The sequence below is a fragment of the Acidobacteriaceae bacterium genome, assembly GCA_028283655.1.
In the GTDB taxonomy this organism is placed as follows: domain Bacteria; phylum Acidobacteriota; class Terriglobia; order Terriglobales; family Acidobacteriaceae; genus Granulicella.
The window spans coordinates 1,418,266-1,440,760 of the sequence record JAPWKE010000003.1; the positions used below are offsets into that span (position 1 = coordinate 1,418,266).

Annotated in this window: 18 protein-coding genes and 1 pseudogene; 4 read left to right on the forward strand and 15 right to left on the reverse strand. The window is 60.1% G+C overall.

Features of this window, described 5'->3' with window-relative positions:
• Positions 1–9: 9 nt before the first annotated feature.
• The 5 genes from PW792_08815 to uxaC all read right to left on the reverse strand — a co-directional run bounded on the left by PW792_08815 (position 10) and on the right by uxaC (position 5,876).
• On the reverse strand, positions 10–786 hold the full coding sequence (locus tag PW792_08815; GenBank protein MDE1162032.1) for a glucose 1-dehydrogenase: 777 nt from the start codon (positions 784–786) through the stop codon (positions 10–12).
• Positions 787–836: 50 nt separating this feature from the next.
• Positions 837–1,328 (reverse strand): gluconokinase, encoded by a 492-nt coding sequence (locus tag PW792_08820; protein ID MDE1162033.1) that lies wholly within the window; start codon positions 1,326–1,328, stop codon positions 837–839.
• An 87-nt stretch (positions 1,329–1,415) separates the two neighbouring features.
• The gene (locus PW792_08825) at positions 1,416–2,678 is read right to left on the reverse strand and encodes a tagaturonate epimerase family protein (protein MDE1162034.1); all 1,263 of its coding nucleotides are present in this window, start codon (positions 2,676–2,678) and stop codon (positions 1,416–1,418) included.
• Between the two features lie 174 nt (positions 2,679–2,852).
• Positions 2,853–4,451 (reverse strand): DUF5060 domain-containing protein, encoded by a 1,599-nt coding sequence (locus tag PW792_08830; GenBank protein ID MDE1162035.1) that lies wholly within the window; start codon positions 4,449–4,451, stop codon positions 2,853–2,855.
• A gap of 27 nt (positions 4,452–4,478) precedes the next feature.
• Complete coding sequence (gene uxaC / locus PW792_08835; protein ID MDE1162036.1) at positions 4,479–5,876, reverse strand: glucuronate isomerase; 1,398 nt, start codon at positions 5,874–5,876, stop codon at positions 4,479–4,481.
• A 143-nt stretch (positions 5,877–6,019) separates the two neighbouring features.
• Between uxaC and PW792_08840 the strand changes: the two genes are divergently transcribed.
• On the forward strand, positions 6,020–6,742 hold the full coding sequence (locus PW792_08840; GenBank protein ID MDE1162037.1) for a haloacid dehalogenase-like hydrolase: 723 nt from the start codon (positions 6,020–6,022) through the stop codon (positions 6,740–6,742).
• Between the two features lie 36 nt (positions 6,743–6,778).
• A complete protein-coding gene (locus tag PW792_08845) occupies positions 6,779–7,243 on the forward strand; it encodes a (deoxy)nucleoside triphosphate pyrophosphohydrolase (GenBank protein MDE1162038.1) in 465 nt (154 codons plus the stop codon).
• A 3-nt stretch (positions 7,244–7,246) separates the two neighbouring features.
• Here PW792_08845 and PW792_08850 read toward each other — a convergent pair whose 3' ends face one another.
• The 6 genes from PW792_08850 to PW792_08875 form a co-directional block, all read right to left on the reverse strand.
• Positions 7,247–8,506 (reverse strand): Nramp family divalent metal transporter, encoded by a 1,260-nt coding sequence (locus PW792_08850; GenBank protein MDE1162039.1) that lies wholly within the window; start codon positions 8,504–8,506, stop codon positions 7,247–7,249.
• 136 nt (positions 8,507–8,642) lie between these two features.
• Positions 8,643–9,704: a glycosyltransferase gene (locus PW792_08855; protein ID MDE1162040.1), complete on the reverse strand. Its 1,062-nt coding sequence runs from the start codon at positions 9,702–9,704 to the stop codon at positions 8,643–8,645.
• 6 nt (positions 9,705–9,710) lie between these two features.
• Entirely contained in the window at positions 9,711–10,985 is a 1,275-nt protein-coding gene (locus tag PW792_08860) for a CBS domain-containing protein (protein MDE1162041.1), read from the reverse strand.
• An 86-nt stretch (positions 10,986–11,071) separates the two neighbouring features.
• Positions 11,072–11,644 (reverse strand): LemA family protein, encoded by a 573-nt coding sequence (locus PW792_08865; GenBank protein ID MDE1162042.1) that lies wholly within the window; start codon positions 11,642–11,644, stop codon positions 11,072–11,074.
• 75 nt (positions 11,645–11,719) lie between these two features.
• Positions 11,720–12,490 carry a TPM domain-containing protein gene (locus tag PW792_08870; GenBank protein ID MDE1162043.1) on the reverse strand — a complete coding sequence of 257 codons (771 nt, stop codon included), beginning with the start codon at positions 12,488–12,490 and terminating at the stop codon, positions 11,720–11,722.
• 168 nt (positions 12,491–12,658) lie between these two features.
• Positions 12,659–13,153, reverse strand: a complete 495-nt coding sequence (locus PW792_08875; protein ID MDE1162044.1) for a DUF4142 domain-containing protein — start codon at positions 13,151–13,153, stop codon at positions 12,659–12,661.
• Between the two features lie 155 nt (positions 13,154–13,308).
• Here PW792_08875 and PW792_08880 point away from each other — a divergent pair, with 155 nt between their 5' ends.
• Positions 13,309–15,396 (forward strand): S9 family peptidase, encoded by a 2,088-nt coding sequence (locus PW792_08880; GenBank protein ID MDE1162045.1) that lies wholly within the window; start codon positions 13,309–13,311, stop codon positions 15,394–15,396.
• A 55-nt stretch (positions 15,397–15,451) separates the two neighbouring features.
• Here the strand turns inward: PW792_08880 and PW792_08885 are convergent, their stop codons facing one another.
• The 4 genes and pseudogenes from PW792_08885 to PW792_08900 all read right to left on the reverse strand — a co-directional run bounded on the left by PW792_08885 (position 15,452) and on the right by PW792_08900 (position 21,209).
• Complete coding sequence (locus PW792_08885) at positions 15,452–17,998, reverse strand: M1 family metallopeptidase (GenBank protein ID MDE1162046.1); 2,547 nt, start codon at positions 17,996–17,998, stop codon at positions 15,452–15,454.
• A 28-nt stretch (positions 17,999–18,026) separates the two neighbouring features.
• Positions 18,027–19,878, reverse strand: a pseudogene (locus PW792_08890) (ABC transporter ATP-binding protein).
• Positions 19,879–19,928: 50 nt separating this feature from the next.
• Positions 19,929–20,318, reverse strand: coding sequence for a hypothetical protein (locus tag PW792_08895; protein MDE1162047.1), 390 nt, complete (start codon positions 20,316–20,318; stop codon positions 19,929–19,931).
• Positions 20,319–20,330: 12 nt separating this feature from the next.
• Positions 20,331–21,209 (reverse strand): SCO family protein, encoded by an 879-nt coding sequence (locus PW792_08900; GenBank protein ID MDE1162048.1) that lies wholly within the window; start codon positions 21,207–21,209, stop codon positions 20,331–20,333.
• A 91-nt stretch (positions 21,210–21,300) separates the two neighbouring features.
• On the opposite strand from PW792_08900, the gene PW792_08905 reads away from it, so the two are divergent.
• Entirely contained in the window at positions 21,301–22,494 is a 1,194-nt protein-coding gene (locus PW792_08905) for an MFS transporter (GenBank protein MDE1162049.1), read from the forward strand.
• Position 22,495: the final 1 nt, after the last annotated feature.

Below are 22,495 nucleotides of genomic sequence, written 5' to 3' on the forward strand. Positions count from 1 at the left end.
GGTTGAGAGCTACTGGTTTACGCCGCTGGCGAGGAAGCCGCCGTCGATCACCAGGATTTCACCGGTAACGAACGAAGCTGCGTCCGACGCGAGATAGACCGCGCCGCCGACCGTCTCTTCGGTCTGGCCGAAGCGGTTCATCGGGGTGCGCATGCGGAGTTCCTTGCCGCGCTCGCTCTTATCGAGCAGCTCTGCGTTGAGAGCAGTGCGGAAGACTCCGGGGGCGATTGCGTTCACGGTGACACCCTGTGCCGACCACTCGACGGCCAGCGAACGCGTGAGCGCGCCGACTGCAGCCTTGGAAGCAGCGTATGCGGCAACTTCCTTGAGCGAGACGAAGGTGTTGAGCGAAGCGATGTTGATGATGCGACCGTAGCCCTTCTCCAGCATCTGCTTGCCGAAGATCTGGCAGGCGCGGAGCGTGCCGGTGACGTTCGTGTCCATGATGTCGGTCCACTGATCTTCGGGGAAGTCGACCGTCGGCGCACGCTTGATTTTGCCGGCCGAGTTCACGAGGATGTCGACCTTGCCGAAGGCCTTGATGGTCTCGTCGCAGAGTGTTTGCAGGCTGGCGCGATCGCTTACGTCTGACGCGATGCGCAGTGACTTGCGGCCCATCGCTTCAATGGCAGCAGCGGCTTCTTCTACCTGCTCCAGGCGGCGCGAGCTGGCGACGACATCTGCACCGGCTTCTGCGAGGCCCTTGGCGATGGCCAAACCGATACCCGATGTTCCACCCACAACGACGGCTACCTTGCCCGTCAGATCAAATCCCTTGAACGGCATTGCTTTCTCCTGATCTATTCGTCTGGCTTACTTTTGAATTTCGAGCTGGCTTACTTTGCAAGCCCAGCGATGATTTCGTCAACGACTTCGTCCGGCGAGCGGTCGTTTACGACGCGCAGCGCGTCGGCAGGTTTTTCCAGCGTTGCCAACTGGCTGTCGAGCAGCTTAGGGTTCATGTACTCGTGCTGGCGCTCCTGGAGGCGCTTCTCGATCAGCTCGCGAGAACCGTCGAGCAGAACGAAGTCAACGGTACCGGCTGGCATATTCTGCGCCAGCGTGACGCGGTACTTGTCCTTGAGCGCGGAGCAGGCGAGAACGCCGCCGGTGCCTGCGTCAAACCAGCTCTTCATCAGCCCGTTGAGGACTTCGAGCCACGGCTGACGATCATCGTCATTGAGCGGAAAGCCTGCGGCCATCTTCTCTTTGTTCGCGACCGGGTGATAGCTGTCCGCGTCCGCAAAGGTGATGCCTTCGCGCTCGGCGAGGCGTTCGCCAATGGTCGTCTTTCCGGCGCCGCTGACGCCCATCAAAACCACAATCATGCTGCTTCCCTGCTCCCTGATCCAAGCGATTCAAAAATGATACGCTCCAGCTCCAAAGCACGAGGCTTCGAAGCTGGAGCGCAGGGGTTAGTTGCCCAGGAAGACCGGGCGGATGTGGCGGTCGAAGAGGTTCTCCGTCACGTTGCGCGAGACGTGCTCTTCGTTCTCTTCCAGAGCCGTGAGGTAACGGTCGCCCATCTTCGCAGCGACCTTGAAGCCGACGTGCAGCAACTGGCGGAAGTTTGGGTTGTAGGCCGGGTTCGACTGGTCATGACGCAGAGCCGAGGTGTACTGCTCGCTGGTCCAGCCCTGAACTTCTTCCACGGAAGGAAGCTGGTCGGTCTTGATGTCGATGACCGTGGCGTACGGCTTGCAGAGCTCGTCGGCGTGTGCAAAGGCTTCCTTGTAGACTTCCTTCGCGATCTCGAGACCAGATCCGCCCGCTTCTGCGAGACCGATCAGCTCTTCGAGCCAGGTCGTGCCAGCCGTCTTGAGGTGGACGCCTGCGTCGAACTTGAGGATCGCTTCGCGGATCGGCTTGTAGATGGAGAACTTATCCGAGCCGGAGTGGACGCTGAGCTTAAGGTTTTCGGGGAGGCCGTAACGCTTGATCGCGAAGTCGATCGCGGCGAGATCTTCCTCGAACTCCTTGGTGAACTGGGCGACGTCGCCGACGTAGTCCACGCCCTTGTTGAAGCGGCCGGTGAACTTGGGAGCAACGGTCTGGAGCGGCACCTTCTCGTCAGCCATGGCGGCGAGGATGATCAGCAGCTCAACCGGCGTCTGCGGCAGGTCGGTTTCATCCATTGAGACTTCAGGGATAAAGTTGCCTTCGCCCTTGGCTGCAGCGATGTGGCGGTAGATAGCTCCGGCGGCCTGAACTGCCGCGAGGAACTTGTTTGCCACACCCTTTACGAAGTCCACAGTGGTGTGGAAGGGCTCGGCGATGCGCGGGATAACGACTTCGCCGATCAATTCGGGATGACGGGCGATGAACGCTTCCACGTCTTCCGACTTGGCAGGCTTGCCGATCTCTTCCGCAACGTCGATGGTGTAGAAGTCGCAGGGAGCGAGGAAGCGGTCGACGGTGGCGAGCGTGATGTGGTCGGCGTCGACGAAGTAAGGCTTGTTCCAGCCAAGCTCCTTGACCGCAGCGTCAACAGCCTTACGCGCCTGGGTCGGGTCCGTACCGATAATCATGTGCTCGCGGTTGGACTTGTTCCACACCGGAGCAATGTCCACACCTGCGTCTGCAGCCTTGATGGAGGCCATCAACTGGGCCTTTGCCTGATGGGCAAAGCGATCGCCCGTTCCAACCGAGTACTTGGCTAACTTCAAACCGTTCGACATCCTCAAAATCCTCTCTTACTTGGGCCGCTTGCGAGCGTCCGCCTGGGCAGACGCAAAGATGAGCCTCACGCCGGGAAATCATACGCGCCCGCGCTCTGACAGCGCAAGCAAATATGTCAGACAGGTTTCAACAGGGCGTTCCGGCGGGAAATCGCCTAATTTCCAGCCGAAGCCCTACTTTTCGTTTCTCCTGCGGAAGAGAACCGCGACGTAGGGCTGCCCCGACAGACGTACTTTGGACTTCCCGCTGAAGGTGCCGCTGAGTGGCGTCCGCGTGCGTGCTTTGATGTCGATGACCTCAGCGGCAAAGGGGCCCGCAGGAAGAGGAAACTCGTACCAAAGCGGCTGATGCTCGGCGAAGTACCAGAGGACGGCGTGCGCCGTCTTGCCGTCGGCTTCGTAGGTCGTAGCGTTCAGGTAATAGGGGTTCGCCTGTGCTTCCCAACCGGCGCGCACGGCGGCTGATTCGGCGACAGCTTCTGAGAGTGAACGCAGGAAGCCGATCATCTCGGGGCTGCGACCGCGAAGTTGTACGCCCTCTGCGGTCCAGACGCTGACCGGCGTGGTCTCGTCCATGGGAGCGTCGGGCGGAAGCAGGGTTTCACCGTGCGTGACGTAGCAGCCAGCCACGGTGCCGAGCCAGAAGCGATGGGCGAGTTCTTCGCCGGTGAGGTTCCCCCAGCGCCTGGCGACGTTGCCTTCGTACTTCACTTCATCGAAGAGGACGGGCTTGTTCCAGTCGGCGAGGTAGCGCGGAGCCTGATCGAAGGCGTCGGTCTGCAGCGAGGCGTGCGTGACCCACGCTGCGGCGTAGTCGTACATGACCTTCGAGTAATGGATCGACCGAAGATGCTGATACGGATCGCTGCTGGTAACGATGCGGAAGAAGCGGTCAAAGTCTGCGGTGGTCTTCGAACGCACGAGGTCGAACTCATTGGCTAGCGACCACCAGACGTTGCGATAGGCGCTGAAACGCGCCAGGACGTATCGCAGATAACGATCATCGTCGGGCGCGGACATCTTCGCGAATCCCCAGGCGTCGTAGGGATGGAAGAGGATGAGGTCCGCCTCAATGCCCTGTTGTCCGAGTGCCACGATCTGCTCTTCGAGGTGCTGGAAGAAGAGTGGATTCAAACGCGTGTGATCGAAGTCGTCTTTGGCGTCGCGCTCGAAGGGAGCGAGCTTCAGTTCGTTGTGACCATCGGAGAATCGCGTAGGAAAGACGCACATGCGGAGCTTGTTGAAGGGCGCAGCCTTGAGCGCGGCGAGTGTTTGCGTTTGGCGCTCTGGAGATTGGTGCGCCCAGTTGTAGCTTGTCGTTCCGAACGGAAGAAAGGGTTTGCCGTCGGCGTAACCGAAGTGATGGCCGCGCTCGACACGAACGGGGCCGTGGTTGCCGACGGTGGCCGGGGTGCAATGGAAGCTTCCCTGCCTGCCGTGGAGGGCCGGGAGCGAGGACATGGTGGTGAAGGACCATTCGCCTACGGCATCGGGCATGAATCGCAGCTTGTATCTGCCGCTGCCGTCGTAAAAGCCATCGACAACGAGTTCGCGATGGCCCTGACGAAAGCTCGCCGTCAGCGTGACGGAAGCGAAAGGGTTGCCGTCGGAGTTCGCCTCGAAGGCCGTCTCGAAGACGCTCCACTGCTCAATCGGGGCCGCGTGCTCTGTGGCCTTTGGATACGCTGCAGCCGCAGCGACCGCTGGTGTTGTGACCAGGGCTGCTGCGGCTGAGGCGAGCTTCAGTGCGTCGCGACGGGTGATCGTCGACATGGCGCTCCTTCTCGTTTGCTGCCGGGGTTAGAGGCGGTACGCCTTGCGAACGAGGTTCACGGTGAGGTCCTGCGCGAGCTCGAAGGCTTCGTCTTCATCCAGACGATGCTCTGCGACGAGGCGACCGAGGAAGCCGCAATCTACGCGACGTGCGACGTCGTGGCGGGCAGGGATCGAGAGGAAGGCACGCGTGTCGTCGTTGAAGCCGACTGTGTTGTAGAAACCTGCCGTCTCGGTGGCCTGCTCGCGGAAGCGCAACATGCCTTCTGGCGAATCGTGGAACCACCAGCTCGGCCCGAGGCGCAGGCAGGGGTAGTGTCCGGCCAGCGGCGCGAGTTCGCGCGAGTAGGTTGATTCGTCGAGCGTGAAGAGGATGAAGGTGAAGTTGGGCTCGTTGCCGTACTTCGAGAGCAGCGGACGCAGCGAGCGGACGTACTCCGTCGGCGAGGGGATGTCGGCGCCCTTGTCGCGGCCGAACTTCTCGTACACCTTCTGGTTGTGATTGCGGATGGAACCGGGATGAAGCTGCATGGTGAGGCCGTCTTCGACGCTCATGCCAGCCATTTCGGTCAGCATCTGCGCCTGGAAGAGTTCGACGTCGCCAGCGTTCGTTTTGCCGGTGTAGATGCGCTCGTAGAGGGCCGTGGCGTCCGGCAGCGAAAGATCGGCGGTCATGGCCGTGAGGTGGCCGTGATCGGTGGCGGTTGCGCCGTTCTGCTTGAAGAATGCGCGGCGCTTGCGGAGAGCGTCGAGATAGCCCTTCCACGAGGAGACGTCTTCTCCGCTGACTTCGCCGAGCTTCTCGAGGTTTTCGCGGAAGCCAAGGTACTCGGCGTCGACGACGGCGTCGGGGCGGAAGGTGGGGAGCACGCGCCCCTTCCAGCCAGAGTTCTTGATCTTAATGTGGTGCTCGAGCGAGTCGACGGCCGCATCGGTGGTGGCGAGCACTTCGAGCTTGAAGCGGTCGAAGAGAGAGCGCGGGAGGAACTCCGGCGTCTGGAGGGCTTTGTCGATGATTTCGTAGTACTCGTCGGCGTTTTCGGGCTTGAGGCGCTCCTTGAGACCGAAGAGTTCCTGGAAGGCGTAGTCGAGCCAAAGACGCGTGGGCGTACCGCGGAAGAGGTAGTAATGACGGGCGAAGATGCGCCAGACTTCGCGCGGGTCGGCCTGCTGCTTGCCGTCCACCTGCGGAATGCCGAGCGACTCAAGCGCAACGCCCTGCGAGTACAACATGCGGAAGATGTAATGGTCCGGCTGGATGAACAGCGCCGTGGGGTTGGGGAACGGCTTGTTGTCCGCAAACCACTGCGGGTCGGTGTGTCCGTGCGGGCTGATGATGGGCAGATCGCGCACCGTTTCATAGAGCTTCGCCGCAACGTTTCGTGCCGCCGCTTCGGCGGGAAAGAGCCTGTTCTTGTCCAGCATGATTCTTTGATCTCCTGTTGGGGCCGCAGACCGCGAGGCCGTGGCGTCGAGTGCAGCGTATCAAAATGTGGGCACACCTGTCTTACAGGATGCGTTTGGCGGTGCACAAGCAGGTCTGGTCTACTAGCTGGGTGACCGCTTCTATGACGTCTTCTCAGCCGCTCCCGCACACCACCGATGCCTTTCACCAGAGCGTTCTTGCGCTCGAACCCAAGATCGCTGTCTTCGACTGCGACGGTACGTTGTGGTCGGGCGATGCAGGCTCCACTTTTATGCGTTGGACGATGGAGACGAGGCTGCTTTCGGCCGAGCGTACGGCGTGGCTGAACGAACGTTACGAGGGCTACAAGCGTGGCGAAGTGAACGAGTTGCAGATCTGCGGCGAAATGGTCCAGGTCTACGAAGGCATCCCCGTCAGCACACTGCGCGAGGCTGCGGCGACATTCTTTGCCGAGCACATCGAGAAGAACATCTTCCCGGAGATGCGTGCGTTGATTACAGAGCTGCAAGCCCGTGGCACCGACATCTGGTGCGTGAGTTCGACATGCGACTGGGTGATCGAAGAGGGCGTCAAGCGCTTCAACATCCCGGCCAATCGCGTGCTTGCTGCATGCGTTGCGCCGGAGGGCGACAAGGCCAGCGCCACGCTGCTGGATGTTCCAACCGATGAAGGCAAAGTGGCTTCGTTGAAGCGTATGCAGATCACGGCACCAGATGCGGTCTTCGGCAATTCGGTACACGATGCGGCGATGCTGGCTATCGCGCGTGAAGCGTTTCCTGTGAATCCATCCCCTGCTCTTGTGGAGCGCAGCGCGCAGGAAAGCTGGGCCGTGTTCTATCCTTCCAGCGTTGCACCGGCACGATAAACGCTTTCCACGATAAAGCGTCTACACTACTGACAAGTGAAACGACCGATTCGCAAATTGAACGGCCGGCGCGCAGCCACTCTTGCCGCCAAACCTGTACGCCACGTTGTGGCTGCACTGATCCTGCGTGGTGAAGGTGAAAGCCGCGAGGTGCTCATCTGCCAGCGTCGGCCAGACCAGCCCATGGGGCACAAGTGGGAGTTCCCCGGCGGCAAGATTGAGCCGGGCGAAACGGCAGAAGTGGCGCTGGCTCGCGAGTTGAATGAAGAGCTTGGCATCGACGCCACAATCGGCGAAAAGCTGACGACCGTGCGACATAACTACCGCAATGGCGCTTCCATCGAGATTCAGTTTTTCAAGGTGACGGAGTTCCGAAGCGAGCTTGAGAACCGCATCTTTCAGGAGATGCTCTGGAGTGGCTTTGAACGTCTGCCGGAGTATGACTTCCTGACCGCAGATCTTGAGTTGATTCGCGATCTTGCGGACGGCAAGCTGCTCTAAACCTTAGCTGCCGCCACCGAAGAACTGCATTCCCAACATCGACACCGTAAGGATGATCGCGAGGCCCGTGAGGCTCCACGCGACGACGTTGTAGGTGCGCGAGTTCGTCTTGTTGCCCATCAGGGAGCGCTTGTTCACCAGGATAAGCATGAAGATCAACACGAACGGCAACAGTACGCCATTCAGCACCTGAGACAGCACCGCGATCTTCACCAACGGGATGCCCGGCAGCAGAATGAGCAGCGCACCGATGACAAGCAGCGCCGTGTAGAGCCAGTAGAAGGCAGGCGCTTCGCGGAACTTCTTGCTGAGGCCAGACTCAAAGCCTAGCGCTTCGCAGACGGTGTACGCCGTCGAAAGCGGAAGGATGGAGGCTGCGAAGATCGAAGCGTTCAACAGTCCAAAGGCAAAGAGCGAGAAGGCGTAGCTGCCACCGAGGGGGCGCAGGGACTGTGCCGCATCGGCGGCGTCGACGATCTCGTGATGGCCCGCAGAGAAGAGCGTTGCGGCGCAGGCGATGACGATGAACGCGGCCACGACTACGGAGAAGATCGAACCTACGACGGCATCCAGCTGGGCGTAGCGTAGCTTCGACTTTCCCGCGCCCTTGTCCACAACCGATGCCTGCAGATAAAACTGCTGCCAGGGAGCGACGGTTGCGCCGATCATGCCGACCGAGAGGTAGAGGTACGAGCTTCCTTTGAGGTCATGCAGGCGCGGCAGGCGGAGCGTCTCCTTCATGGCGAAGCTCCAGTTCGGATGAGCCAGGGCCGCGGTCACGATGTAGGCGACGTAAAGGAAAGAGAGGCCGACGAAGATCTTCTCGAGCGTCTTGTACTCCCAGAAGACGACCAGCGCCCAGACGGCGAACGCAACCAGAGGGACGGAGATGAACTTGCTGACGTGGAAGAGTTCACCGCTGGAGGCGACGCCGGCGAACTCGCTCATGACGTCGCCGAGGTTGCAGAGGACGAGGCCGCACATCAGGGTGGCTGTTGTGCGCAGACCAAACTGCTCACGGATGAGTTCGCTGAGCCCCTTGCCGGTGGTGACGCCCATGCGCGCGGAGATTTCCTGCGCGAAGGTAAGCATGATCGCCATGGGGATCATCGTCCACAGGAGGCCGTAGCCGAACTTCGCGCCAGCGAGCGCGTAGGTGTAAATGCCGCCTGCGTCGTTGTCTACATTGGCGGTAATGAAGCCGGGGCCAAGCACGGCAAGAACCAGAAAGATGCTGGTGCGCCAGCGGCGCAGGTGGTCCATCATCACTGCCCCCGTTCGGCAACGCGCAGGCGTGGCGAAGCGATCATCTGTGCTCTGATGTTCACATCGACTCCTTGCGTTGATTGGGGTTGGCCAGCGAGAGCTGCCGCTCCATCTAGAGTAACCCCTAAACCAGTCAGCGGCTTAGCAGTGGTGTGACGTGAGCAAGAATCTTTTCCACCTGCGCGTCGTTGCTGTAGCCGTCCCGAAGAGCCCGTGCGTGTCCTGCAGCCGCGATGCGGTTGCGAGCAGCTTCGTCGGGCAGATAGCGGGCGATCTTCTCTGCGCACTCGTCGAAGTCCGAGAAGAAGACAGCTTCTTCGTCCTCGACAAAGCGCGCGCTGTGGCCGGGAGAACGCTCGGCGAGCAGGAAACCACCGCAACCGGTGATCTCGAAGCTCTTGTGCACGAACTCATCCTGATTGGAGTGAGTGAGAAAGCTCAGGTTGATCTTCGAGTGCCACATGGCCTCGCGATAGCCCTGCTGATAGAGTTCGCCGCCAGTGTAGATCGCTGCGGCCGCCTCAGGATCGAGTTTGTGCGTCCAGGTGTTGTCGCCGGAGACCACCACAGGGAAACCGCGTTCGCGCCAGAGGCGGGTAAGGAACGCTGCACGCTGATCGTAGGGGGTGCCCACGAACGAGACACCGCGCGTACGCTCGGCGTCCGTGACCGGAGTGGGCGAAGCAAAGTGGATGCTCGGCTCATAGGCGGTCTGGATCTTGATCACATCGCGAGCTCCGCACGCCTTGTAATCCAGCACATTCTGGTCGCGCTGCGTGGCGTGGAGATCGTAGTACGGGATGCATTTTCTGTAGAGCCGCCAGCCCGGGTCCCGGCGGGGGCCAAAGGCGTTGTCGATCATGTACGACACGGTGACGATGCCCATCGCATGCAGCTTCTTCAGCGTCTCCGGCTGCATGGAGAGTACTTTGTCCGCCCACACGATGTCTGGTTTCTCGGCACGTGCCAACGCCAGGATGTCACGATTCAAACGCGTAACCCAAGGTCCGAGCTGCGCACGAAACCACACCTTGCGCAGCAGCGACCACTTTGGCTCATAGGGATATGTATTGAGCGAGACGACAGTATGCCCCAACCGCTCCAAAGCCCATACGCGATACAAAGATGAGTCGTTCGGAGAAAGTCCCGCGACGTAGAGAATCTTCAAGGCACTCCCCGTTGTAGCTCCCGGCATCCCCGTTTATCCTTCGCGAAGCTGTGCGATCACCTGCTCGGCATGGATCGCGCCTGCAACACGGCCACGGTGATCCGTCACCGGCAGTGAACGCAGGTTGTACTTGTCAAAAAGCGCGGCGACTTCGTCATGATTGGCCTGCAGGCCGCAGCTTGTGTTGTGAATCTCGCTCAACTCCTTGAGCGAGGCATCCGGCTTGGCGAGCAGCAGTCGCGGCAGCGTGACGACGCCGGCCAGCTTTTCCTGCTCGTCCAGCAGATAGATTTCAGTGATCGTGTCCGGGTCGCCTTCAAACTCGCGCAGCAACTCGACCGCTTCGGCGACGGAAGCACCGGCCGGTGCGCTGACAAAGTCCGTCGTCATCTGCCCTGCGGCGGAGTCCGCAGAGAACTCCAACAACTCTTCCAGGTCATGGCGCTCGTCGGGCTCAAGCTCTTCGAGGATGGCTTCCGTTTCTTCATCGCTCAGCTCGCTGAGAAGATCGGCGGCGGCACCGGGGTCCATCTCTTCGATGATCTCGGCAGCGTGCTCCGAATCCATTCCCGAGAGCAGTTCCTTCTGCATCTTCGGATCGATCTCTTCCAGCGCCTCTGCGGCGGTCTCTTCCGGCAAGGACGTAAATACAGCCTCGCGCTCCGCTGGGGCGAGTTCTTCGAGAATGGCGGCGATGTCCGAAGGATGGAGGGCGGACAACCGCTCCTGCCCGATCTTCAGGCGTACTCGGCGAGCTGGGTCGCGCTCGATCAAATCGACGCATGTCCAAGGGATTACGCGTGCCGGAATCCTGGCGACAAGCTTCTCGACAGACTCTGGAGGCAGGCCTTTCAGCAAGCGGCGAACCGCTCCGCGAATGCCGACTTCGACTTCCTCAATTCGGAGGCCAACGGCCTTGCGGTTGCCGCGGCCAAGCTTCTCCCAGACCAGGTTGACATCGTTTACGCGCACGACCTTGCGGCCGTCGACGTCGATGATCTGCTGGTCCAGCAGGTCGCGCTCGAGCAGCAGATACTCCTGCATATTCGGGTGCTCAGAGGGGTCGATTTCGGTGCGCAGCACGCGATCGTTCAGCCGCGGAACGACGATGTCGTTGACCGACACGATGACTCGCTCCCGCAAACCTTTGCGTTTGCGATCAAGGATCAGACCTTCCACATGCGCGCCGTCGCGGTCGACTTTGACGGCGAACTCGTGGATCTTGCCACAGTTCTTGCCATCGGAGTCGACCACGCGCATACCCACAAGGGTGGACACGCTGGTCGGAATGGTCTGCATCTCGGACATACAATCTCTACCCTACCCCATCATGCCGAACAAACAAAGACGCCACCGACCCAAAGGCCGATGGCGTGTTGTGAAGATCGCGTGACTTACTTGTCGAAGTTCACGGAAGGCGCTACGTTGTTCTGCGGATTGCCTTTGAAGTACTGGTCCTTGACCGGGAACTTCGAGCCAGCCCAGATGCTGTTCGGGATCTCCTGAACGTAGGTGTTGTAGTTCTGGAGATCCATGTTGTAACGGCGGCGAGCGACGGCGATACGGTTTTCCGTTCCTGCCAACTCATCCTCCAGACGGATGAACTGCTCGTTGCCCTTCAGGTCCGGATAGGATTCCTGCAGACGCAACAGAGGGCTCAAGGCCACGTCGAGACGCTGGTTGGCGGTGATGCTCGAAGCGCGATCGCTCGAAGCAGCCACAACAGCAGCGCGTGCGTTCGCGATGTTGGTCAACACCGTTTCCTCTTCCTTCACGTAGCCCTTGACGCTGGCAACGAGGTTCGGAATCAGGTCAAGACGGCGCTGCTGCTGCACGTCTACTTCGGAGTACGTCTGGTTCACCTGTTCGTTGAGCTGCACCATGTGGTTTCGCGAAGTGACTGCGCTGCCACCAATGAGCAGCACCAGCACAACAAGTACTACAACTGCGATAAGACCCTTCTTCACGTTCGTCCTCCCAGAATCGATTGTCTTCATCACTTCCCTGACTGCTGGCGAAACACCTGCCAGCTTTGCGAGGCATTACCAGCCGCTGCTGGCTCCGCCGCCGCCTGAACTTCCGCCGCCGAATCCTCCGAAGCCCCCGCCGGAACCGCCGCCGCCGCTCCAGCCTCCTCCACCACCGCCCCAGCCGCCGCGATCACGCGAACCTGCAGAGCCGAGAAGATTACCGAGGAGAAACCATCCTAACCCGCCGCCACCGCCGCCACGACCACCACCACCGCCGCCTCGGCCAAAGCCGAAGATAAAGATCAGCAGAATGACGAAGAAGAGGATGTGGCCGAAGGTGTTGACGTTGCCGCGTGCGTGACGCCGGGGCTGAGAGACGGGTACGTCATCCTGCGGTGCAAGCTTAACACCTGCATCCGCCGCGATAATATTCGCCACCTGCTGCAGCCCGCCGTAGATTGCCGGGCCGTAATCGGCCTCGCGAAGTTGCGGACGCATGGAGCGCAGGATGTCGCCAGCCTTGGCATCGTTCAAGATACCTTCGAGCCCGTAGCCGACTTCCATCCGCTGCTTGTGATCGTCGATCGCAAACAACATCAGCAAGCCGCGGTCTGTGCCCTTGGCCCCGACCTTCCACTTTTCTTCCAACTGAACGGCGTAATCCTCAATCGGAACGCCGTCGAGCGTATGGACGGTCACCACGGCGATCTGTGCGTGAGCGGTCTTATCGACCTCGGCGCACAGGCTCTCCATCTGTTGCTGAGAGGACGCGTCCAGAACTCCGGCAAAGTCGCTGACGTAGCCGGTCGGAGCGGGCAGCTTATCTACCTGTTCGCCTTGCATTGGCGCAGCCAACAGCAGGGCGGCCAACAATACGAGCCAGCAACTGGCGCGGAGTTCTATCCATCGCTTCACAGTCAAAGGATACGCTCGCTGTTCGAAAAAGTTCCCACAGAAGAAAGCCCTCCGGCGCGGTGAACGCCGGAGGGCAAAAGCTGGTTGGTGCTTCGCTTACAACTTCTTGTCGAGGTCATAGGCCATATTCTTGTGCGCGGCGACGACGGATTTGCCCTTGATCACGGCAGCCTTGAACTTGGCATCCTTCGTATCCTTTACCTCGTCGGTAAAGAGATCGAGCGCCTGAGTGTGGTCCTTCACCATGGCGTCCATGTACTCCTTGTCGAAGTCCTTGCCGCTCAGGCCGCTCAGCTTGGCATAGACATCCTTGTGATCTTCGTCGAGATCAGGAGGAGCCTGCAGGCCCCAGGAGTCTGCAAACGGCTTCATCTTGGCTTCGAGCATCTTGTGGTCCGTAATCATTCGCTCGGCGAACTTCTTCACGGCAGGGTTCATGGCCTTGGTTTCTGCCAGTTCGCTGATCTTGATCTCGTTAACATCGGCTTGCGCTGCCGTGGCGAGGAACTTCTTATCATCGTCCGGGGTCTGCGCGTGAGCGGCAACTGTGCCCAGAATGGTGACGGCGCTCAAAGTCAGGGTGCAAATCATCGAAACACTCTTTTTCATCGAAGTTCCTCCAAAAGGTAAAAGTCTCAGCAGTCGCAAAACTGTTGCGCTTACAAAGGAATAGGAGTCCAAAAGCAAACGATGGAGTTGTCTTTCTATCTCGCGCATCCAAGTAAGCTGGAGTCTGGAGTTTGATGATGCCAACAAAGATTCAACCGCCTGTAGCCGGACGCGAGCCGAAACGCACCCCCATCCACACCACGGAACTGATCGACGACTATGCCTGGCTGCGCGACAAAGGCACCGAGCGCGTCACGCAGTATCTCGAAGCTGAGAACGCTTATACCGCCGCCGAGATGTCCGGTACCGAGGCCCTTCAGGGCGAACTCTACGAAGAGATTCTGTCGCACATCAAGGAAGATGACATCTCCGTGCCGTATCGCGATGGCAAGTGGGAGTATGTGACCCGCACGGAAAAAGGCAAGCAGTACGCGCGCTACTGCCGCCGTCCGGTGCAGGCTGATGGAACGACGGACGAGCAAACCGAAGCGACGATGCTTGACGTCAACGAGCTTGCCGAAGGTCAGCCGTTCATGTCCCTCGGCGACATCAGCCTCTCTCCCGATGGCAACCTGCTTGCGTTCTCGACCGACAACACGGGCTTCCGCCAGTACACGCTTGCGATCAAAGACCTGCGCACCGGTGCGATGCTTCCCGACCGCGCGGAGCGTGTCGGCTCGATCGTCTGGGCGGCAGATTCGGCCACGCTGTTTTATTCGACCGAAGACGAGCAGACCAAGCGACAGGACCGCGTCTTTCGGCACACGGTAGGCGCACCCGAAGGGACGGCCACCGAGGTCTTCCACGAGCCCGATGAACGCTTCAACCTGGGGCTTGGCCGCACGCGTGACCGCAAGTATTTGGTGCTCGCAGCGGGCTCGCACACCACCAGCGAGGCCTGGTTCATCGAAGCCAGCAAGCCAGAGTCGAGCTTCCGCCTGCTCGCGCCTCGGATTGACGACGAAGAGTACGACTTCGACCATCGCGACGGGTTCTTTTATATCCGCACGAACAACAACGCGGAACGCTACAAGCTTGTACGCACACCGGTAGACAAGACGGACCGCGAAAACTGGCAGGAGGTGCTGGCTGAGTCGGCAGAGGCCTCGCTCGAAGACTTCGACCTCTTCTCTCGCTTCTTCGTCACGTCTTCCCGCGAGCGTGGCCTGCCCGTTCTGCGCGTTCACCACTTCGACACGAATGGTTTGCCCAAGGCGGATGCTGACCCGATTCTCTTCCCTGACCCGGCCTATACGGCGTACGGCGAGATCAACCGCGACTTCAACACGGAGACGTATCGCTACAGCTACCAGTCGCTGGTGCGGCCTGCTTCTGTCTATCGCTATGACGTGGTGAGCAAGCAGTCCACGTTGCTGAAGCAGCAGGAAGTTCCGGGTGGCTTCGATGCTTCTCGCTATGAGAGCAAGCGGCTATGGTTCAAGACGGCGGATGGAACGGAAGTTCCGGTCTCGCTGGTCTTCCGCACAGACAAGTTCCAGACCAGCAAGAGCCCGCTCTACGTCTACGGATACGGATCGTACGGTTATCCGCTGCCGCTAGGCTTCTCTGCGGCGCGGCTTGCGTTACTCGATCGTGGTGTTGTGGTGGTGTACGCGCATATTCGCGGTGGTGGCGAGTTGGGCGACCCGTGGCACGACGGCGGCAAGATGATGACCAAGCGGAATACGTTCACCGACTTCATCGAAGCGGTTGAGTTCCTGACGAGCGAAGGCTATGGCGACCCGAAACGTGTGGCGATTGAAGGCGGATCTGCAGGCGGACTGCTGATGGGAGCGGTCACGAATATGCGGCCCGATCTCTTCCGCGCGGTGCTTTCGCATGTACCGTTCGTCGATGTGATGAACACGATGCTTGATGCGTCTCTGCCGCTTACGGTGGCTGAGTACGAGGAGTGGGGCAATCCCAACGAGTCGGAGGCCTTTGCCTACATGCGCTCGTACTCGCCTTACGAAAATCTTGACGATCTTGCAGGCAAGCCTCTGCCGGCGATCCTCGTCAAGACGTCGTTGAATGATTCGCAGGTGATGTACTGGGAGCCGGCGAAGTACGTTGCCAAGCTGCGTACGTTGAAGACGGACGAGTCGGCGCTGCTGCTGCACATCAACATGGATGCAGGGCATGGCGGGGCTTCCGGCCGCTATGACTACCTGAAGGAGATCGCGTTTGATGACGCGTTCCTGCTTCGAGAACTCGGCGTTCAGTAAGCCCTTTGAGTAGCAAGGCAAAACCGGCTTCCCACAAAGGAAGCCGGTTTTGCGTTTAGTGCTTTGCGAGCCAGAGATCCAGCGAGGCGTTCTGCTGCTGCCGAATCTGGATGCAGCTTTCGATGCCATGCATGGCCCGGGGGAGCGCCTGATTCGCCGCCTGGACATGATGTGTGGCGAAGAACTGCTCCACATCCTGCTTATCGGCTTCGCTGCAGAAGCCGCTTGTCGACGAGATGATCTGAGGCCCGCTGAACATCGTAGAGAGCGCCATCACCTGATCCCAATGGCCCTTGATGAAAGCCCACGCCTGATGACGGGTGGAGGTGCGCTGCATCTGCAGCACCAGCATGACCCATGCGTCCTGTGAGCGAACCTTTCCGCTGACGGCGTAGTCCAGTGTGCGTGCGACCAACTGCGGGTTGGAGAAGTACGGCAGATCGTAAAGCGCAGCCGTCTTCCTGGTTGGGTCGGTGGCGCTCTCTGCGACGGCAAAGACCTTGTCGTAGAAGTCCGCGTCCGCACGGCGAGCGGTTGCGGTGATCGCGGCCTCGGCCAGTTCAGGGTCAACGCTCTTATCGCCATCCAGCGAACGTTCGGCGAGGGCCTTCGCCTCTGTAAGCACGTTGGGATCACCTGCGGAGGTAAGGAGGTCGAAGAAGACGGCGTGAAGAAGCGACTGCTGCTCGGTCGGATGGGCCGGAAGTGGCCCAAGCTTTTCGTACTCCGGCGCAAAGGTTCGCACCGACCATTGACGGACCTTCTGGTCCTGCACGGGGTCGGCCACGCGACCTTCAACAACCTGCAGCACCTGTAGCATCTGCGCGAAGACCTGCGGATCGCGCTCGTCACGCAGGGCACCAACGAGGTCCAGCAGATCGCCGATGTTCGCTACACCGGCACGCATCAGCGAGAGCCGATCGCCGAGCAGGTTGATGCGCTCTGTAGGCTTGAGAGAGGGGGCGGATGCGATTATCTCGGCCAATAGATCAGGCGAGTACTGCGTTCGATAGAAGCCAAGACCGTCGGCGTTGGCATTGATGGAAGCAGGTCGTGCGATGGTCTCTGAGCGCTTGCCGAAGCGTTGGCAAGGAACGCCCGTGAAGCATACCGGAATGGACCATAAGGCGTCTGACGGCGAGGCCTGCTGGCCAACGATAAGGCGTTGCTGCGAGAGCGTCACACGGCCGGGACCAGCCGACGTGATGGTCAGCAACGGCATTCCCGGTTGGTCGATGTAGCTGGACATGACTTTGTCCGCAGGCTTGCCGCTGCTTTCGGCCAATTGGTCCCAAAAGTCTTCGGCTGTTGCGTTCGCGTACTCATGCTTCTGGATGTAGGCGGAGACACCCTTGCGAAACGCTTCGGGGCCGACGTAATGCTCCATCATGTCGAGTACCGCGCCAGCCTTGCCGTAACTGATGACGTCGAACTGCTGCGTAATTTCGCCGGGCGTCTCGGCCCTGGCTCGAATCGCCCTGGTTGACGGGGTGGCGTCCACATCCATCGTGCGGTTCAGATCAAAGCCACGATCTTCGAGGATGGCGCGCTCTGGCTTCCACTCGGCCACGGCCTTGTACTCCATCCATGTGGCGAAGCCTTCGTTGAGCCAGACGTTGTCCCACCACTTCATGGTGACGAGGTCGCCGAACCACTGGTGCGCCATCTCATGCGCGACGGTCAGGGCCACGTTGTCGAGGTCGCTGGCGGGTGCGGTCTTTGCATCGACCAGTAGTGACGACTCGCGATAGGTGATGCAGCCCCAGTTCTCCATGGCTCCGGCTTCAAAGTCGGGAACGCCGATGAGATCGAGCTTGGGCAGAGGGTACTTCACGCCGAAGTAGTGGTTGTAGTAGCCGAGAAAGTGCTCGGCAGCTTTGAGCGCATAGCCAGTGTAGGCGAACTTGTCCGGCGTCGAGCAAACGCGGATCGCCACGCCTTCCGCCTCTCCGTCGCGACAGGCCCAGTCTCCAACCTGAAACGCGAGCAGGTAACTGCTCATGCGCGGTGTCCGGGCAAAGGTGACGGTGTGCGTTCCCTCTGCGGCGGGAAGGTCGCTGAGTACGTTTGTGTTGGAGATGACACTGTCCCCGGTGTCGACGGTAAGAGACAGGTCAAAGGTGGCTTTCATGGCCGGTTCGTCGAAGACAGGAAAGGCGCGGCGCGCGTCGGTTGGTTCAAACTGCGTGATGGCGTAGCTGCGGGTCTTTGTCTTCGAGAGATAGAAGCCGCGCAGCTTATTGTCGAGCGTCCCGGCGAAGTGCAGTGAGAGAGTTACATCTCCTGCTGGAAGCGGCCTGGCGAAGTGCAGCGTTGCCTGCTGCTTTACCGTGTCATAGGTGACACTTCCCGGTTCCGAGCTGCCCTTTGCGGCGCTGGCAGAGATATCCGTCAGTTGCAGATCGACAGCGTTCAGCGTGACGTCGCTGGAAGCAGATTGCAGATGCAGAGCGACCGTCTCTTCGCCGGTGAACGTCGCGGAGTTCAAGTGAGGCGTGAGGTGCAGGGTGTAATGCTCGGGGAGAGCATTCCCGGGCAGACGCTGGGCAAAAACAGGCGAGCACGCGAACACAAGAAGAGCGAGCGGCAGACAAGAGCGCATACAAGCAATTTACCTGTATGCGCTGTCCCTAGGCACCTGCGGTGTCGCCTTCACCCGGAGCAAGAAAGAGGTTCTTTTCCAGCCCGTGCTGACGGGTGTAGAGGTCGTGATAACGGCCCTGCAACGCATAAAGCTCGTCATGTGTGCCGCGTTCGAGAATTCGTCCCTGCTCGATGACGAGAATCTGGTCGGCCTTGCGGATCGTCGACAACCGATGCGCGATCACAAAAGTTGTACGTCCGCGCATCAGATAATTCAGGCCTTCCTGAATCATCGCCTCGGACTCTGAGTCCAGCGAGCTGGTGGCTTCGTCGAGAATGAGGATGCGAGGGTCGGCCAGAATGGCCCGTGCGATGGAAAGGCGCTGACGCTGGCCGCCAGAGAGCTTTACGCCGCGTTCGCCTACGATCGTCTCGTAGCCTTCGGCAAAGCGAGTGGCAAACTCTTCGACACGAGCGATGCGGCAGGCCTCGAAGAAGTCCGCCTCTGAGGCGTCGGGACGCGAGAAGAGCACGTTGTCGCGAATGGTGCCGTCGAAAAGGAAGGTCTCCTGCAAGACGACGCCGAGTTGCTGGCGATATGAGCTGAGGCGGACGGTGGCGAGGTCCTGCCCATCGACCAGAACAGCGCCGCCACTGGCAAAGTGGAAGCCGCAGATCAGGCTGATGATGGTCGATTTGCCGGAGCCGCTCGAACCGACGAGCGCCGTTACCGTTCCTGGCTTGGCTTCGAAGGTAATGTCGTGCAACACGGGCTTGTCTTCGACGTACGAGAAGTCGACGTGTTCGAACTGTACGTCTCCGACAAGTTCACCCACGATGTTTCGCTGCTCGGGATTGGCGTCTTCGGCGATCTCGCCGAGGACTTCGCGTGTGCGATCCAGTCCGGCCATCGCCTCCGTGAGTTGCGTGCCGATGTTGACCAACTGCACCAGCGGCGCGGTCATGAAGGCGAGAAACATGACGTAGGAGAAGTATCCGCCGGGGGTCAGTTTCCCGGCCGCGTTGGCGTGTGCACCCATCCACATGACGACGGCCCCGACGACGCCGAGAATGGCGGTCGAAGAGAGTGTCATCAGGCTTTGCGCCGTCAACGAGCTGATCACGTTGTTCAGCAGACGATCGACGCCACCGGAGAAGACGCGCGACTCGCTGGCTTCGGCGTGGTAGCCCTTGACGACACGCACGCCGCCCAGCGACTCGGTCAGGCGCCCAGTTACTTCTGCGTTGATCGCGGGCACGCTCACGGAAGATCGGGCGAATGGTCTTGAACGCACGCTGCACCACGGCGGCAAAGACCGCCATGATAAGGAACGTCACCAGCGTCATGCCGACGCTCTGGCGAATGAGATAGATGAACGCGAAGATCGCGGTGAGGACGCCGCCGACGAAGTCGACGATGCCGGTTCCGATGATGTTTCGCACGCCTTCGACATCCGTCATGATGCGGGCAACGAGTGTGCCGGTGCGGTTCTCATCGTAGAAGCTGACGGGCAGGCGACCGATGTGGTCCTGCACCTTGACGCGCAGCTCTGCGATGAGCCGTTGACCGGCTTTCGAGAGTAGCTGAGTCAGCGAGTAGGAGGTGATGCCCTGCACCAGAGTCGCTAGCATAACGACGCCCACAACCCAGGGCAGTTCACTCATGCGCTTCTGGATGAAGACAACGTCGATCAGCGGCTTGAAGCTTGCAGGCAGCACAAGCGAGCAGGCGCGATTGACCACCATCAGAAAGAAGGAGCCGAGCAGCAGCCAGCGACGCGGCTTTACAAGCGACCAGATCTCCGGCCACACGTCGCGAAGCTTCGGTTTCGGTCTTTGCTTGGTAAGCTCTGCTGTCACAGCCCGTCCTGTTCCTCGTGAAGGCCTGTCGGCACCCATGCCGCTGCCCCGTCCCATACCGCCACCGTGCCCGGAGAATCCACCCACGGTTAGACGAGCCTTTCGCGGCGGGCAGCAATGAAGCTACGCACGCAGAGAGCTGTAAAGATGAAGCAGAGGGCTGCCATCGCAAGCTCTTCCTGCACAGCAACAGCCTTCGTTGCCGTCAAAGCGACGCCGGAGCTGTGCGCATGAACCAGAGCGCTGATGCCGCGAATCGCCGGGAAGAGGAAGCCGAGCAGGCTGACGGTTACGCCGATATGCATCCACAACATGCGCTGCCTGGCGTTCTCTGAGTTTGCGAGGACGCCGCAAACGATCAACACGATACCGAACCAGGTGGGGATGAGGGCTGTCTTGTGCGCGTTTCCTGTCGCGACAAAGTACGCCACGCCGAGAATTGCCAGTAGTACACCGAAAATCATTGCCAATCTTGCCATCGTTCTCTCCTCTTACTTTGCGGCTTTTTCAATGGCAGCCAGTACGTCCTTTACCTGCCAGTCATTGGTCGGGTAGAACGCGATAACTTTTCCATCTTTGCCGATCACTACAGTTGCCAGGGAGTGGGCTAACGTGCCGTTCTCTCCCGGGGTGACACCTACAGCAAACCACTTCTCTACATCCAGAAGATCCTTCTGGGAAGGCGCTGCAAAATCCCAATGTGCAAAGGTCTCGTTAGTGTACTTACCCGTCACGCCACCGCCATAGCTTTTCAGCACTTTGGGCGTGTCGTACGAGGGGTCAAAGCTGATGCTTAGCAGGTGGGTATGAGCGTAAAGGTCGGGGTCTTTTGCCAGGGCAGCGTCGATCTGGGCGAAGTTACGGCTCATGCGCGGGCAGTAATCCGAAAGCTGGCAGCGGGTATAGATAAACGTGAGCGCGATGGCTTTGCCACGGAAGGAGTCCAGAGAGATGGTCTTGCCGGACTGGTTCAGCAGCTTGAAGTTCGGCACGACCTCGCCTGCGGTGGGCGTGTGATAGACCACAGGTGGCTTGTAGTCCGGACGGGCCTGCGCGATAACGACAACGTCATGCAGACGAAGGTGGATAGGGCCTGCATCGTCGCGGTCGTTCAGCAGCGTGGCGGTAATGCGGTCGCCTGGATGAACCTCTCCCATCACGGCGGGATCGTCAACGTGATAGGGCATGGCCATGGCTTCCATAAAGCCTGGAATCTCTTCCCCATCGAGCGTGATCTCGTTGGAACCGGGGTTCAGGCTCATGACCTTGCCTCGAACCAGGTGGCTTTCCGGAGCCGCAGGCTTGGCTGGCTTACGGCAACCTACCGCTGCCAACGAGAGCAGCACACTAAGGAATCCAGCAACCCACAACTTTGATCCGTTTCTCATACCATGTTCAGTCTCTCACCATTGCCCAGGCAACGGGCAGCCGTGCTAGCATCTCAGCCAACGACCCTCCCCCATGAATCCCCCTGAACAGCGCACGGAAACCTACGATCGCGTCGATGGCCCAACGACACCGTGGCTGGCGGTCGGCTTTGTTCTTGCGGGTCTAGGCACCGCCTTACTTGGCCCCATCCTGCCCTACCTGGCGCATCAGTGGCACCTTTCGGACGCTACCAGCGGCGCGCTCTTCTTTGCCAAGTTCGTGGGCGCCTTTCTCGGTGGAGCCTCGGTGGCGCGGCGTCTGCGACTCAGCATCTTCCTCGGCGCCGTACTCGGTTGTGTGGGCTTTGGCACCTTTGCCCTTGCCTCCGGCCCGATGCTCGGCGGAGCGCTGCTCTTCGTCGGCGGCTTTGGCCTTGGGCAGATTATTGCGGCCACCAATATTCTTGCGGGACGTCGCTACGAAGAGCACACGGGATCGGCACTCGCTTCGTTGAACTTTTTCTGGAGCCTTGGCGCTGTCGTCACGGGCGTTCTGGCGGGTATCACGGTTCCGCGCTTCGGACTTCGCATGCCGCTCTTCGTGCTCGCTGCGCTCTTCCTTGCAGCCGGGTCCGGCGGGTGGTTCAGCACACAGAAGGCGCAGGCAAAGCAGAGCAAGGTGGTGCTGCAACCTTTAGAGACGGGGGCCTTTGTTCGCTTTGCGTTGCTGCTTTTTCTCTATGGCGGCCTGGAAACGTGCCTCACGAGCTGGCTCACCACCTTCAGCCTGCGCTTTACCGACGCTCATCTGCTGAATGAGCAATCAGCCGTTGTCCTCTTCTGGAGCGCGCTCACGGCGGGCCGACTGCTCGCCAGCCTGTTGCTCCGCTGGTGGTCAGAACGCTCGGTACAGATTGGCTCGATGCTCCTAGGGGCCTTGCTGGTCGTTGCCGTCTCGCTGTCCCATAGCTCGCTTACGCTCTCCGCCGAGTGCATCGCGTTGGGGTTGGTGCTTGCACCGTACTTTCCTGCGGTCTTCGGAACGCTGATGCGGCTCAACCCGTCTGCTCGCAGCGCAGGGATGATTCTTGCGGTCTCTGGCCTGGGAGCCGCTCTTTTCCCCTGGTTGATGGGGCTGGTTTCGACCGCGACAGGATCGCTGCGCATCGCCATGCTCCTACCGGCAGCGATCGCGCTCGTGATGCTGGCGTTGAACTGGATCGGGCAGGCTGCGACCAGCATCACAATACCCACAGGCGAAGCTGAGGCGAACGTCGTATCCTCATAGG

Bases quoted from the DNA above. Each gene is read 5' to 3' on its own strand.
- PW792_08830 (MDE1162035.1), bottom strand. From the start codon at position 4,451: ATGTCGACGATCACCCGTCGCGACGCACTGAAGCTCGCCTCAGCCGCA.
- PW792_08815 (MDE1162032.1), bottom strand. From the start codon at position 786: ATGCCGTTCAAGGGATTTGATCTGACGGGCAAGGTAGCCGTCGTTGTG.
- PW792_08840 (MDE1162037.1), top strand. From the start codon at position 6,020: ATGACGTCTTCTCAGCCGCTCCCGCACACCACCGATGCCTTTCACCAG.
- PW792_08885 (MDE1162046.1), bottom strand. From the start codon at position 17,998: ATGCGCTCTTGTCTGCCGCTCGCTCTTCTTGTGTTCGCGTGCTCGCCT.
- uxaC (MDE1162036.1), bottom strand. From the start codon at position 5,876: ATGCTGGACAAGAACAGGCTCTTTCCCGCCGAAGCGGCGGCACGAAAC.
- PW792_08880 (MDE1162045.1), top strand. From the start codon at position 13,309: ATGCCAACAAAGATTCAACCGCCTGTAGCCGGACGCGAGCCGAAACGC.
- PW792_08850 (MDE1162039.1), bottom strand. From the start codon at position 8,506: ATGGACCACCTGCGCCGCTGGCGCACCAGCATCTTTCTGGTTCTTGCC.
- PW792_08860 (MDE1162041.1), bottom strand. From the start codon at position 10,985: ATGTCCGAGATGCAGACCATTCCGACCAGCGTGTCCACCCTTGTGGGT.
- PW792_08820 (MDE1162033.1), bottom strand. From the start codon at position 1,328: ATGATTGTGGTTTTGATGGGCGTCAGCGGCGCCGGAAAGACGACCATT.
- PW792_08905 (MDE1162049.1), top strand. From the start codon at position 21,301: ATGAATCCCCCTGAACAGCGCACGGAAACCTACGATCGCGTCGATGGC.
- PW792_08895 (MDE1162047.1), bottom strand. From the start codon at position 20,318: ATGGCAAGATTGGCAATGATTTTCGGTGTACTACTGGCAATTCTCGGC.
- PW792_08875 (MDE1162044.1), bottom strand. From the start codon at position 13,153: ATGATTTGCACCCTGACTTTGAGCGCCGTCACCATTCTGGGCACAGTT.
- PW792_08870 (MDE1162043.1), bottom strand. From the start codon at position 12,490: ATGCAAGGCGAACAGGTAGATAAGCTGCCCGCTCCGACCGGCTACGTC.
- PW792_08855 (MDE1162040.1), bottom strand. From the start codon at position 9,704: ATGCCGGGAGCTACAACGGGGAGTGCCTTGAAGATTCTCTACGTCGCG.
- PW792_08825 (MDE1162034.1), bottom strand. From the start codon at position 2,678: ATGTCGAACGGTTTGAAGTTAGCCAAGTACTCGGTTGGAACGGGCGAT.